The organism is Vibrio ordalii ATCC 33509 (genome assembly GCA_000257205.1).
Taxonomy (GTDB): Bacteria; Pseudomonadota; Gammaproteobacteria; order Enterobacterales; family Vibrionaceae; genus Vibrio; species Vibrio ordalii.
Window position 1 is genome coordinate 1 of sequence record AEZC01000001.1, and the last position, 13,632, is coordinate 13,632.

At 44.3% G+C, this 13,632-nt stretch carries 11 protein-coding genes; 9 read left to right on the top strand and 2 right to left on the bottom strand.

Going from position 1 to position 13,632, the window contains the following annotated elements; all coding sequences use genetic code 11:
* On the bottom strand, positions 1-465 hold a 465-nt coding region (locus VOR_RS0100005), incomplete at its 3' end, for a DUF2057 family protein (RefSeq protein WP_010316824.1).
* A gap of 465 nt (positions 466-930) precedes the next feature.
* On the opposite strand from VOR_RS0100005, the gene VOR_RS0100010 reads away from it, so the two are divergent.
* The 9 genes from VOR_RS0100010 (at position 931) to VOR_RS0100050 (ending at position 12,771) form a co-directional block, all read left to right on the top strand.
* A complete protein-coding gene (locus tag VOR_RS0100010; protein WP_010316826.1) occupies positions 931-3,480 on the top strand; it encodes a glycosyl hydrolase family 18 protein in 2,550 nt (849 codons plus the stop codon).
* A gap of 193 nt (positions 3,481-3,673) precedes the next feature.
* On the top strand, positions 3,674-4,045 hold the full coding sequence (locus VOR_RS0100015; RefSeq protein WP_010316828.1) for a GntR family transcriptional regulator: 372 nt from the start codon (positions 3,674-3,676) through the stop codon (positions 4,043-4,045).
* Positions 4,042-4,905, top strand: a complete 864-nt coding sequence (locus VOR_RS0100020; RefSeq protein WP_010316830.1) for an ABC transporter ATP-binding protein — start codon at positions 4,042-4,044, stop codon at positions 4,903-4,905. Before VOR_RS0100015 ends, VOR_RS0100020 begins: the two co-directional genes overlap by 4 nt.
* Positions 4,905-5,762, top strand: a complete 858-nt coding sequence (locus VOR_RS0100025) for a hypothetical protein (protein ID WP_010316832.1) — start codon at positions 4,905-4,907, stop codon at positions 5,760-5,762. Before VOR_RS0100020 ends, VOR_RS0100025 begins: the two co-directional genes overlap by 1 nt.
* Before the next feature lie 331 nt (positions 5,763-6,093).
* On the top strand, positions 6,094-7,980 hold the full coding sequence (locus VOR_RS0100030) for a methyl-accepting chemotaxis protein (RefSeq protein WP_010316834.1): 1,887 nt from the start codon (positions 6,094-6,096) through the stop codon (positions 7,978-7,980).
* Positions 7,981-8,141: 161 nt separating this feature from the next.
* Positions 8,142-8,876 (top strand): IclR family transcriptional regulator, encoded by a 735-nt coding sequence (locus tag VOR_RS0100035; RefSeq protein WP_010316838.1) that lies wholly within the window; start codon positions 8,142-8,144, stop codon positions 8,874-8,876.
* A 6-nt stretch (positions 8,877-8,882) separates the two neighbouring features.
* A complete protein-coding gene (locus tag VOR_RS0100040) occupies positions 8,883-9,719 on the top strand; it encodes an arginase family protein (RefSeq protein WP_010316840.1) in 837 nt (278 codons plus the stop codon).
* 106 nt (positions 9,720-9,825) lie between these two features.
* Positions 9,826-11,703: a PhoX family protein gene (locus tag VOR_RS0100045; protein ID WP_010316842.1), complete on the top strand. Its 1,878-nt coding sequence runs from the start codon at positions 9,826-9,828 to the stop codon at positions 11,701-11,703.
* 312 nt (positions 11,704-12,015) lie between these two features.
* Positions 12,016-12,771, top strand: a complete 756-nt coding sequence (locus VOR_RS0100050; protein ID WP_081480661.1) for a phosphatase PAP2 family protein — start codon at positions 12,016-12,018, stop codon at positions 12,769-12,771.
* Positions 12,772-12,861: 90 nt separating this feature from the next.
* Here VOR_RS0100050 and VOR_RS0100055 read toward each other — a convergent pair whose 3' ends face one another.
* Positions 12,862-13,566 carry a DUF445 domain-containing protein gene (locus tag VOR_RS0100055; protein WP_010316846.1) on the bottom strand — a complete coding sequence of 235 codons (705 nt, stop codon included), beginning with the start codon at positions 13,564-13,566 and terminating at the stop codon, positions 12,862-12,864.
* Between the last annotated feature and the right edge of the window lie 66 nt (positions 13,567-13,632).

Sequence of the window (13,632 nt, forward strand, 5' to 3'; positions counted from 1 at the left end):
ACGATTATAGTCATTTGCTTCGCGGATATAGTCACGGCCTACTTGATACCCTTCTTTAAGAAGGCGATCTTGCTTTATCTCTAGTGTTTGGCCTGCTTGGTCAATCAGTGACCATTGCATCGTTTTAATCTCTTTCTCTGCTCGATGCGCATCACGATATTCAGGCATGGCAAAATTCAGTTTTGCATTCTTTGCGGTGAAGGTGGCAATGACGGCATCGCTTTCGATAATCACGCGATCCTTCCCTTGTGTAAAATAGGGCGCGTATTTGAAGACGATTTGTTGTTCACCATCGGCCAGTTCAAGGTTTTTCGCTGAGGAAAATAGGCTACCAGAGGTTTCGGGTTTCTGACCATTCACCGCTAATAAGTTAATGGTGTCTGGAATTTCAAGAGTGATATTAGCCAATACAGAGGCACTAAAGATCATGGTTAATGTACATAAAGTCGGTTTAATTAGGTTCATTATTTTATCCTTGCAAGCAATAGAGTAGAGGTTGCCGATAGTTGGTTGTAAAAGCAAGCTCTCAACGGCATAAGTGACTAATTTTCATTGAAATGTAACATCTTTAGTGCGAGGCATGCGTCATGCATTCGTCAATATTATCAGATCGTTAGTCACGTGATAATGTCATTCTCTTAATTTTAAATTATGCCATTCAGTCTTCTTCAACGGCCTTAATTAGCGTAAAAAATTAAACTTACCTGCTTTGCTTTGTCAAAATTCTGAATTCCTGACTCAGAATTGCTTTTAAGATGTAACACGGTGAATCCCCATAACAATATTTTAATGATGACTCGAAAAGTATTTTTATTTTTTTGTTAAAAAAAATAAGTCGCGTAAATACTGAAATGGATGTTCTTCAATGCCTTATCAGAAGAGCAGCTTGCTTAAATGTAAGTGAAACATTCAGAAATGAGAGATATAGGTATGAATCGTATTACTTTGTGCGCCGCAAGTATTGCAATGGCTCTTTCGGGTACAGCAATAGCAGCTCCCGCAGCTCCCAGCGTCGATGTCTATGGGTCGAATAATCTACAGTTTTCTAAAGTTGAATTAGCCATGGAAAGCACGGCTGGTTATAACCAAATGGTCAAATATTATGATCAAGCGCCGATTGCCGTTAAGTTCAACCAATGGAGTGGTACAACAGGCAACACTTATAAAATCTACTTTGATGGCGCGCAGGTCGCGACAGGCCCAATCACAAGCAGCCAAACCACCGCAAACTTCAGTTATGCACAAGGTGGGGTTTACCAAATGGCAATCGAAGCTTGCGATGCGACTGGTTGCAGCAAAAGTGCACCTGTTGAGATAACGATTGCCGATACCGATGGATCGCATCTCAAACCTTTGGTGATGAATATTGATCCCAATAACAAGACTTACACGACCGATAAAAATACGGTGGTCGGAACCTATTTTGTTGAGTGGGGAATTTATGACCGAAAATATACCGTGGATAACATCCCGGCCGATAATCTGACGCATATTCTATACGGCTTCATTCCAATTTGTGGCCCTAACGAATCTTTGAAATCCGTCGGTGGAAACAGCTACAACGCGTTGATGACTGCATGTAATGGGGTGAATGATTACGAAGTGGTGATCCATGACCCTTGGGCGGCGTATCAAAAGAGTTTTCCGCAAGCGGGTCACCAATACAGCTCTCCGATCAAGGGCAACTATGCCATGTTGATGGCGCTCAAACAGCGCAATCCAGATCTGAAAATTATCCCTTCTATCGGTGGTTGGACACTCTCTGATCCATTTTTTGATTTTACCACCAAAGCCAACCGCGATACTTTTGTCGCCTCGGTGAAAAAATTCCTAACTACGTGGAAATTCTACGACGGCGTGGATATCGACTGGGAATTTCCTGGAGGAGGTGGTCAAGCAGCGGATCGCGGTGACCCAGTCAATGATGGTCCTGCGTACATTGCGTTAATGCGTGAACTGCGTGTCATGCTTGATGAGTTGCAATCGGAAACCGGTCGTACTTATGAGCTCACGTCAGCAATTGGTGTTGGTCATGACAAGATTGAAGATGTTAATTATGGCGAAGCCATCCAATATATGGATTACATCTTTGCCATGACTTATGACTTTTATGGCGGTTGGAATAACGTATTAGGCCACCAAACCGCGCTTTACTGCGGATCATTCATGCGCCCTGGTCAGTGTGATGGGAAAGGAGTGGATGAAAATGGCGAACCTTATAAAGGCCCAGCTTATACGGCGGATAACGGTATCCAGTTACTGCTAGCACAGGGTGTCCCTGCTAATAAGTTAGTCTTAGGTACGGCCATGTATGGCCGTGGCTGGGAAGGGGTAATGCCGGCTTCATTAAGTGATCCAACCGATCCGATGACAGGGGTAGGTAACGGAAAATTGAAAGGCACTTCCGCGCAAGGCGTGTGGGAAGCGGGTGTGATTGACTATAAAGGCATCAAATCATTCATGTTAGGGGCTAATAATACCGGTATTAATGGCTTTGAATATGGATACGATGCACAAGCTGAAGCAGCTTGGGTTTGGAATCGTACAACGGGCCAACTGGTTACCTTTGATGATAACCGTTCAATCAAAGCCAAAGGCGCCTATGCTCGAAACCTTGGTTTGGCCGGGTTGTTCTCTTGGGAGATTGACGCTGATAATGGTGACATCCTAAATGCGATGCATGAAAGCTTAGCAGGAGGAGGTACTACACCCCCTGCGAACCGCGTGCCTACTGCAAATGCAGGTGTTGATCAATCGGTGGTCGGTCCGGTGAGTGTTGTTCTTGATGGCGGTGCATCAAAAGACAGTGATGGCACTATTGTCAGTTACGTGTGGCAGCAAACGGCGGGCACAGCAGTGAGCTTAGTAAACGCTAATTCTGCACAAGCCAGTTTTGACGCGGCCGAAGTGGCACAAGTACAAACGCTGACGTTCAAGTTGACGGTCACAGATAACAAAGGCGCAACGGCTTCTGATGTTGTGACTGTAACGATCAAACCTAAAGCAACTGAGCCTGTGAACACGCCACCAGTGGCGGTGATGACTGCGCCAAGCAATGCCAGTGCTGGTGAGGTTGTGGTGGTGGACGCTTCCGCTTCAAGTGATGTCGATCAAGACACCTTAACTTTCGTGTGGGATGTACCTGCAGGCCTAAATGCAACTATTCAAGGTGCGAGTGTTTCGTTTGTTGCTCCTGAATATACACAAGACACCACGCTAAGCTTCACTGTCACTGTCAGTGATGGTAAAGCGGTAGCCTCTGCAAGTGCATCGGTTATCGTGGCGAAGAAAGATTCTGGTGGTGGTGACATTTGTAGCAACTTGTGGGATAAATCAGCGGTTTATACTGGCGGTCAACAAGTTTCTTGGGCAGGTAAAGTATGGGAAGCCAAGTGGTGGACAACTGGCGAAAACCCATCGACTACGGGTGTGTGGGGAGTATGGAAAGAGATTGGTCCTGCGAGTTGCCCAACAAGCTGATTGCTTTAATAAACCAGCTACCTCAATAAGCTAACGGGTTTAATAAACTTTTTATTGCAAACAATGACTTCAAGCCTCGTTCTAACACGAGGCTTTTTTGTGCGTTTTTCTATGTTTTTTCATTCATCACTTGCAATTCAATATTTTTGCTTTAGTGTTATATATGTGTATAACACTATATCGGTATGAAATTGTGACAGATTGGCAAGATAACCAACCCATATTCCGTCAGCTAGCCGACAAAATTACCGAGCAGATCCTACAAGGTATTTGGCTAGAAGATAGTGCGTTGCCTTCGGTAAGAACCGTTTCGGCAGATATGAAAATCAATCACTTAACTGTCATGAAAGGCTATCAACTGCTTGTTGACGAAGGCATTGTTGAAAAAAGACGAGGTCAAGGTATGTATGTCGCGAAAGGAGCGCTAGCGCAATTACAGGCGAAACAAAAGCAGCACTTTTTAGAGCAACATATCCAAGAAATTGCACAAACACTCAAGCTATTGGCGATGCCGCTTGAGGATTTTATCAACCAACTACAACAGCATATTGAAGGTGACCAATGAATCCATTCGTCGAAGTCAACGGTGTATCTAAACAGTACGCAAAGCATGCCGAGTCGGAAGCTCTGCAGAATGTGAGCTTTAAGCTCTACGCAGGACAGGTGCTAGGTTTGCTCGGACATAATGGTGCGGGCAAGTCGACCTTAATTAAGTCGTTGCTCGGTGCTCACCACTATCAAGGTGACATTTTGATCCAAGGCTTAAATCCGATTACGGAACATGCGCAAGTGATGGCGCATCTTTCCTACATTTCAGACGTCAATGTGTTACCAGATTGGATGACGGTTAAGCAAATTTTGCGTTATACGTCAGGCGTGCATCCCAGTTTCTCCTTAGACAAGGCCACGCAAGTCCTTGCACAAACCAACATTCGTTTATCAAGTAAAATTCGTACCTTATCAAAAGGGATGAAAGTACAATTGCATTTAGCCATTGTGATTGCCACCGATACCAAAGTGCTGATTTTGGATGAGCCAACTCTTGGCTTGGACCTAATCTACCGTGATACCTTCTATCGTCACTTACTCGAATGGTTTCATGATGGTGAGCGTGCCTTGATTGTTGCTAGCCATGAAGTATCGGAAATTGAACATTTGCTAACGGATGTGCTGATCTTGAAGCAAGGTAAGGTCGTGCTGCAAGACTCAATGGAGGCGATTACACAAGAGTATTTTGTTCTAGAGGTCAGTAACGCACATCAAGACGTTATCCAAACCTATCGTCCTTTGGCATCTCAGCCAAGCTTGGGAACAACAAAGTGGTTGTTGACTTCAGAACACCGTCAAGTCGTTGAAGGGCTTGGTTCTATTTACAGTGTAAAACTTGCTGAACTATTTCTTGCCTTGCAGAAGGAGAACGCATAATGCACACCAGTATTTATATGTTTGAAAAAGAGCTGATTGAAAACAAAAATGTTACGCGTATTCCTTTGTTTCTATTGGTATGCGGAACCCTATTGTTCATCAGTTTATTAATGAACAATACACTGCAACATAACTTGTTTTTTGAGATGGAATTTGGTGGCGACATCAGCGATGTCCATATCGAATTTGTGGATGATTTCAACACCTTTATCATCATGCTTGTTGGTTTTATTTCGCTAATGCTCAGTTCACTCTATTTCCCCAGAACATTCCGCAAGGAGCGTAAAGAGGGAAGCTCAATGTTCTGGCGCAGCATGCCAGTGACGAATAATATGACTCACATAGTAAAACTGGGGTTTGGTCTATTTGTAATCCCTGTGATCTGTTCCGTGTTGGTCATTTGTGCGGACGTTCTGCTGTGGGGGCTTAACTTGGCGACAGAAAACCGTTTAGCCCTACTATTTGAACAACGTTCTCTAGGATATGCCGTTCAACACTGGTTGAATTACCTCAGTATCATGTGGGTGATTGCTGTGACGATGCTGCCATTGGCCTGCTTTACTTTAGTTATTTCACAGATATTTAATTCGCCGATCCTTGTGATGTTCGTGGGCGGTTTCGCGCTTAAATGGATCTCGATTGTTATGCTGAATTCTGACATTGTAGGGGAGTTTTACCACGCGATTTTCAATTTGCCGTTGCAGTTAATGACTTCTTCAAACATGTTCACGGCTTTCGAAGGTGCTGGTTGGGGTAATTTATTTGTGTATATCATGATTGGTATCGCCAGCTACTGGATTAGCCACAAGCTCTATAGTACTGATGAACTTTCATTGAAGTCACTGTTGACCCGATAAGTTTCTGGTTAAGCTTAATCAAAAAGAGAGCGTTTGTTCTCTTTTTTTTCGCCTACTTCCTGCGGTTACTATGGTGAGGATAGAAAAGGTTAGACCAGAAAAATTCACTCAAAATTAGAAATTAGTTCCAAAGTGATCAGTAATCAACTCTCATGACTAACATGATATAAATGTGTTAAATGCACCATGCTATTTTGTCGTCCTTTGTGAGCAATGACAAAGACGTGGACCGCTTCAAGTTTTATTTTGAGGCTTGAAATTATAATGTCCAATTGATCGAGAATTCTATCGGTTTGAGTTAAATTACTATTACAAATAGGTCTACCTATCTATGTTTAAAAAACTGTCGTTAAAAAACAAACTGGCGATTTCTGCCAGTGCTGCCATTATTCTTGGAGGACTACTCGTTGAAGCATTGTCGTATCGAGCTGCTCTGGAGCGATTAGATATTGATGTTGAGCAGCGACTGCAAAGTACCACCGCTTCTTATAATCAGTATGTGACGGACTGGTTATTGTCGAAAGAGCGTGCTTTAACCTCGCTGTCGCAAGATGCCGAGAAACAAGCCATCGTGACACATTTAAAACAAGTTCGAGATTCTGCAGCGTTTGACAACGTATTTCTTGCTTACCCCGACGGTTCGCAAAACAACGCTAATGGTGTCATCTTGCCGCCGGGGAACGATGATCCGCGCAAATGGGGCTGGTATACAAACGCTAAAGCAAACCCATCAAAAGTGTTTATGGATAACCCAACCGTTGCGGCGGCAACGGGCGCTAATGTGGTTTCATTAGGTAAGGCACTGAATTTACATAGCCAACAAGTTGTTTTAGGCGCAGATGTAGAAATTACTGACATCCTCAACAGCATGAAGCAAGTTATTTTGCCGGGTGAGGGGTACATGTTTATTGCTAACGATAAAGGCAATATTTTTACCCATAGTGATACTAAGCTGCTCAATAAAAGTGTTTCTGATCTGGGTTTAAATTTCGCTGATATCCGCCAAGCGATTGCGAAAAGCAGCGATTTATTGGTGGATATTCGAGGTGAGGAGTATGTTCTCTACGCTCGAAGCATCAACGGAACGAATCTCAGTACTGTTGTGGTCATCAATCACGATTCGCTCATCGCACCTTTATCTGAAGCTACTTTCAGCCAGCTCATTGTTACTGCCGTTGTGGTCATACTCTGTACCCTGCTGTTTAACTTATTGTGTAATATTTTGTTCCGTCCTTTGAATAATGTTTCTCAAGCGTTGGCACAAATTGCAAACGGTAGTGGTGACTTAACCCAACGCATTAAGGTTGAAAATAGTGATGAAGTTGGCGAACTAGCCAATAATTTCAATACCTTTGTGGAAAGCTTACAACAACTTATTGGCCATATTCGTCACCAGTCTCATCAATTGGAAGCGCAATCAGAACATGGCGCGCATCGCGCTAATCAATCGGCATCAGAGCTTAGTCACCAGCAGCAAGAAATTGTGATGGTTGCTACTGCAGTCACTGAAATGGCGTCGGCAACGCAAGAGATAGCCTCTCACGCAGAGCAAACGGCAAGAGCAGCGCAAGACTCGGCAACCAGCACCAATAATGGCCATGCTTTGGTGATTCATACCAAAGGCTCGATCAATAACTTGGCAAAATCAGTGAGTGAGGCCAGTGGCGTGATTGCCGCACTAAACCAACACGCGCAAGAGATTTCGACCGTACTGGCAACCATTCAAGGCATTGCAGAGCAAACCAACTTACTTGCGTTGAATGCGGCTATTGAAGCTGCGCGAGCCGGTGAGCAAGGCCGTGGTTTCGCCGTGGTAGCAGACGAAGTCCGTGTGCTTTCTCAGCGCACCCATACTTCTACCGAAGAGATAAAATCAACCATTGATACCCTGCAAGAAACCACTAAACGTGCGGTATCGTTGATGCAAAGCAGCTCAACGCTCGCTGAGAACTCAGTGGAAGATGCCGATAAAGCATCCGGTGCGCTTGAAGAAATTAAAGCAGCGGTTGCCTTGATCAGTGATATGGCGACGCAAATTGCGACAGCAGCCGAAGAGCAAACGCATGTGACTAGTGAAATTACACAAAATGTTACTTCTATCAAGGATGTGACGGAGCAACTGGTCATTGGTGCAGAAGATAGCTTGAGCCAATCCAACGAACTCAAGCAGCAAGCGGAAGAGCTGAGTGCAAAAGTGGCGACATTTAAATTAGCCTAACGGTTGTTTCTTTTTTATTCAAAAGGCTCTGCGGAGCCTTTTTTTGATCAGATTGCCATGTTTTCTCACTTGGTGAGAAAGCAAGTCTGTTATTAATCTTAAATTCTCGATATATAAGAATCATAGTTGAGGCGTGGAATAAATGAGGCTAAAAAGAAAACATGAACGAAACGAAATTATCGGCCAGCCAAGTTAATGAAAAGTCACTGCAATTATTGATGCAAGTGGCGGTAAATGAAGAGCCAGTATCAGCGAAAACCTTGAGCGAACAATTGCAAGTTCCGCTGAGTAGTTTGTACCGACATCTGAAGATTTTGAAAGAGTGGAACTTGATCGAAGAGAGCCCACACGACAAAACGTTGATCATCGGTTCGGCAGCTCTACTTTTAATGCGCAGTTATGAAACGAGTCAACACAATTTAGATGCAGTCGATGCGGTGTTAAGTCGATTACAGAAACAGACAGGCGAAATGGCGGCATACATGGTTCCGGTGGGATACCGAGCCTTGTGCGTTAGCCAAAAAGAAAGTATGCAGGCACTTCGATGCAGCTTCGTCCAGGGTCAAAGTCAACCCCTGCTTCGAGGTGCCTCATCTAAAGTGATGTTGGCGTATTTACCCGCTCCGCGCTGTGAAAAAATTCTTCGTTATTTTGGTGAAGACCACCAAATGGAAAAATGGCAGACAGAGTTGGAAAAAATACGTCGTAATGGGTACGCCGTGAGCACGTCAGAGATTGATCCTGGTGTTTCCGGAATTAGTGCCCCTGTAATGAAAGGGAGTAAGTTGATCGGCGCAATTTCAGTGATGGCTCCAGCCCATCGTGTTGAAACCAACAAGCAGCGGATCATTTTACATGTATTACAGGCAGCAAGAGCGTTGCCACCAGAAAGGTAATTCATAATGCTAAGTTTATTCAAACGCTACCGTATGAGTCGTACACATAGCCAACCCGCTTATCCATTCACGTTCATGACACTCTGTGAACAGATAAAGCCAATGTCTCAAGTAGAGTTTGAATTTGCTCAGCAGAGCCTTGAATTTGCATCAGATTGGCTCTATCAGAGTCAATCCACGCCTTGTTACTCTGATGCGGGACATATAGTCGTCAAAGATAAAAATGCCACCCGTTTTCAAGACACCTTAAGTCATCAATTAGCACTGAGCTCAGTGCCCGTCGTACTAGCGAATTGTCACGAAATGCTGCTCAATGCATTACCAGTGATGGCTTTTGAGAATGACGAAGTTGGTATTGTGAGTATCGGGCATCATTTTGAGCTGAAACAAACGCTGGACCTACAAGTTGGCTCTGCATTTCATTTTGCACTCTCTCGCTATAACAATACGCGTCTATTTTGTATTGGAATTGATGAAATGCATCAATCTAATCAAGTGTGGGAGTATGCAGAAGATTTAGGCTGTGATTGGTTAACGCTGAATGAGTGCAGTTTTCGTCATCGTAATCAACTAAAAAGTCAATTAGGTCACTACATCGAGCATTGTGATCAACTGATCGTGACGATTGATTTAGCCTCTTTAGTTCCGGGAATGGGGGTTGATGAGAATCATGCGTTAGATAACCAGATGGTATTAAGAAGCCTAAGACAATGTGTGTTATCAGGTAAGATAAAACTCATCCAATTGATCGGTGCGAAAGAGAAGTTGATTTATTCTAAGCAGACCAAAGAAATTTTAGATGAGCTATGTGCTTTGTCACCGGATGTGATCCACGCTGCTTAGTTTTAGTGTCACCGTTAAGCAATCTAAATTTAACATATTTGTCACGATAGACCGCTATGCTGCTTGCAAAATCCAATAACAAGACAAGTAAAGTCAAGGAGCAAACATGTGGAAGCGTGATGAGCAAGAGTATCAATTTAGTGAAATGATCGAAGCGAGACTCTCTCGCCGCCGTTTTATGGCCAGTAGTGCGGCAGTCAGTGCTGGTGCATTTTTATCCTTAAACCCAGTGGCTAAAGCTGTGGCGGCAAAGTCGAGCTCTTCACTGCTCAACTTTGAGGCTATTCCAGCATCAACTGCTGATAAAGTCATTGTGCCTAAAGGGTACAAAGCGACGCCATTGATGTCATGGGGTGACCCAATTTTTGCTGATGCGCCAGCATTTGACCAAAGTGGTAAACAAGATTCGCGAGCACAAGAGCTTCAATTTGGTGATAACACTGATGGCATGAGCTTCTTCCCAATTTCGGATGATCGCGGTGTGCTTGCGATTAATAATGAATACACCAATTACGAATACTTGTTTGATCACAAAGGCAAATCGATGACAGCAGATGATGTGCGTAAAGCACAAGCCGCTCATGGTGTGACGATTGTGGAACTAGTGAAACGCAATAATGCATGGCAGGTTGATCGCCAAGGCAAACGTAACCGCCGCATTACGGCGAATACCGAAATGGTCATAACTGGCCCTGCCGCTGGACATTCGCTGCTTAAAACTAAAGCAGACTCCACAGGTAAACGAGCATTGGGAACCTTGAATAACTGCGCTAATGGACAAACACCGTGGGGCACTTATCTTACCTGTGAAGAGAACTTCAATGGATATTTTGGAACAACCCAAAATGCGGTAACGCTCAGCGCTGATCATAAGCGCTATGGTGTTGAAGCTAAACCCAGTGATTATCAATGGCATCAGCATGATGAGCGTTTTGATGTTGCCAAAAACCCGAATGAGCCAAACCGTTTTGGCTGGGTGGTAGAAATCGACCCTAACGATCCAACATCGATGCCACTCAAACGCACGGCGTTAGGTCGTTTCAAGCATGAAAATGCGGCGCTTACACTCAATAAAGATGGCCATGCTGTGGTCTATCTGGGCGATGATGAACGCGGTGAACATCTATACAAATTCGTTTCAAAAAATCGCTACCAAGCTGGTAACGATGCGGCGAATCGCAACTTATTGGAAGAAGGAACCCTTTTTGTTGCTAAGTTTGATATGAATGAGCAAGAGCTGAAAGGTTCAGGAAAGTGGCTTGAATTGACCTTTGGTAAAAATGGTTTAACACCAGAAAACGGTTTTAATGATCAAGCTGAAGTGATGATTTTTGCTCGCCGTGCGGCTACTCAAGTTGGCGCGACAACAATGGATCGCCCTGAATGGGTTGCTATTCACCCTGATAATAAGCACGTGTTCTGTACGCTGACCAACAATAAAAACCGAGGTAAAGAGGGACAACCTGTTGGTGGTCCTAACCCTCGTGCTAAGAATAACTATGGCCAAATTGTTCGCTGGATGCCAGCCAATGATGATCATACTAGCACCGTGTTCGCATGGGATCTCTACTTGATTGCGGGCAACCCAACGGTACATAAAGGCGATCTCTATGCGGGCAGCGACAATATCTCAGCAGACAACATGTTCAACAGCCCAGATGGTATCGACTTTGACAACGCGGGTCGCTTGTGGATTCAAACCGATGGCAACTATTCCAACAAAGGGGATTTTGCCGGGCAAGGCAACAACCAAATGTTGTGCGGGGATCCAATTACTGGTGAAGTCAAACGTTTCCTAACTGGGCCGATTGCTTGTGAAATAACAGGGTTAACTTTTTCACCGGATCAAAAAACCATGTTTGTTGGCGTTCAACACCCTGGGGAAGATGAAGCGCCATCGCATTTCCCATACGGTGGAACCACCAAGCCTCGTTCGACCATTATGATGATCACTCGTGAAGACGGCGGGGTTATTGGCGCATAAGCCCTGATCATTTACGCTGAAGGGAGCTACGGCTCCCTTTTTAACATTCCTGCTGTCGGTCAACGCTGTTGCCATCATCCATTCACGGTCTTGCCGCCTCCTATCTTGCACGAAAGAAGACGTTGTTTCGGTTGGGCAGTAGATGGTCCTGTTTGCCTTTCCTACACGTTATGCATGAATTCTTTGTGTCAGGAAAATAAGTAAAAAGGGTGAGGTCGGGGCGATTATTTTCCCTCAAATTGACAATCGCTTGATACGTTCTTTGCGTGTCGTCCGTTATTATGTTGATCTTCAATAATCCAGCGGTGTCTATTGAGCGTGAAAAAGCAAATCCAAATCAAAAAATCGGGCTTAGTACTCTTAGCCTTGTTCTCGTTGCTGTTAGTTCCCATCTCATTGGTTGGGTCTTCGATTGATTTGACCACACCAGTGAGCGATGGCGTCGGTGCATTTTTTACCTATTTAACCGATTCGGCTGGTTGGCAAGGTTTTGGCTTTACCTTTGCTTTATTGGCTTTTTTGGCAACACGGACAGCGACTTCCCGCATTGAACTGCTTAACCGCATTATTCAAATTGGCTTGTTATTGGTGATTGGTATGGCTGCCAAAACCGGTTTAAAACATCTGACAGAGAGCCCGCGTCCGTACACCAAATTAATGACGTATGAGTTACTTATCCCAAACCCTGCGCATTTTTATAAATTGAGTGAATTACAAAAAGAAAGTGTGATGACCGACATCGCAACCCAAGTCAGTGACTGGCGTCTACGTCACTGGCAGGGTGAAAAGGACTATTCATTTCCCTCTGGCCATACGATCTTCGCTGCTATTTGTTTGGCTTTTTTTGGTGGCCTGTTTATTGAACAAAAGCGCTATGTTTTTGCAGCGGGTCTACTGCTTTGGGCATGCGGAGTTGCCTTTAGCCGCTTATGGTTAGGGATGCATCGTCCGGTTGATTTATACGGTTCCTTGCTGTTTGTTAGCATGATTTACCTTGTGATACCCAAAGTGTACCCCTTAGATCACCCTAAATTAAAACCACTATTAACGCGTCTTCATCTCTGTTAACCGTTAACGAGCCATCATAAAAAAAGCCAGCACATTTAAACGTGCTGGCTTTTTTGTAATCACATTTTACAATCACATAAGTAACGGCAATCAGGCAAAGAAGGAGGAAGCCACACCAATCAAACCACCGAATACTCCACCCCAAACAACCAACCAGCCAAGGTGCTGTTTAATCATCTTCTGTACCATCTCTTTCACCAATTTAGGCGTGAGTTCATTGAGACGTTGATCGATGATGTTTTCGATGTTAGCGGTGATCTCTTCAATCATCTCAGGAGCTTCTAACTGCTCTTTGAGCGCTTGTTTAACGCTATCGCTCTGGCTGATATCAATCATAGATTGCTGCATTTTTTCGACAAACGGTTGCTTGAGTGGTTGTAGCGCGTCGGTTCCACCAAACATCGCCAGCATGCCGCCAAATGGAGAGTTTGCAATCACTTCGACCAAAGAATCAAAGGTTGGGTTGAAGTCAACTTTGGCAATCACAGGCTCAAGATCCAACGTTTTACTGCCCGTCATCTCTTTACTGAGGAAGCGGTCAATATTGGACTGGGTGAAAAATTGCTCCATCATCAGGCTCTTGATTGCGGTTTTGAACTCTTCAAAGCGGGCAGGTATCACCCCCGAGCCATATAGTCCTGGCACTTTTTCAAACAGCATGTGAATCGCAAGCCAGTTGGTGATTGCGCCAGAAAAGGCAAATAAGCCTGCATAAAGTGCAATGGTGTTATCCAGTTGATAGCTCGTTGCAAGGAGCGCTAGTGCAATGATATTAGTGAGTAAGCTCTTGTTCATAATCCTAATCTAGTCAAGTAAAGGGAATGGGCGAATTCTAAGGAAAAAGAGTCAATTGTGGAAGCA

What these genes read in the sequence shown, in the direction of transcription:
- VOR_RS0100010 (WP_010316826.1), top strand. Translation starts at nt 931, where the DNA reads ATGAATCGTATTACTTTGTGCGCCGCAAGTATTGCAATGGCTCTTTCG.
- VOR_RS0100020 (WP_010316830.1), top strand. Translation starts at nt 4,042, where the DNA reads ATGAATCCATTCGTCGAAGTCAACGGTGTATCTAAACAGTACGCAAAG.
- VOR_RS0100025 (WP_010316832.1), top strand. Translation starts at nt 4,905, where the DNA reads ATGCACACCAGTATTTATATGTTTGAAAAAGAGCTGATTGAAAACAAA.
- VOR_RS0100030 (WP_010316834.1), top strand. Translation starts at nt 6,094, where the DNA reads ATGTTTAAAAAACTGTCGTTAAAAAACAAACTGGCGATTTCTGCCAGT.
- VOR_RS0100035 (WP_010316838.1), top strand. Translation starts at nt 8,142, where the DNA reads ATGAACGAAACGAAATTATCGGCCAGCCAAGTTAATGAAAAGTCACTG.
- VOR_RS0100040 (WP_010316840.1), top strand. Translation starts at nt 8,883, where the DNA reads ATGCTAAGTTTATTCAAACGCTACCGTATGAGTCGTACACATAGCCAA.
- VOR_RS0100045 (WP_010316842.1), top strand. Translation starts at nt 9,826, where the DNA reads ATGTGGAAGCGTGATGAGCAAGAGTATCAATTTAGTGAAATGATCGAA.
- VOR_RS0100055 (WP_010316846.1), bottom strand. Translation starts at nt 13,566, where the DNA reads ATGAACAAGAGCTTACTCACTAATATCATTGCACTAGCGCTCCTTGCA.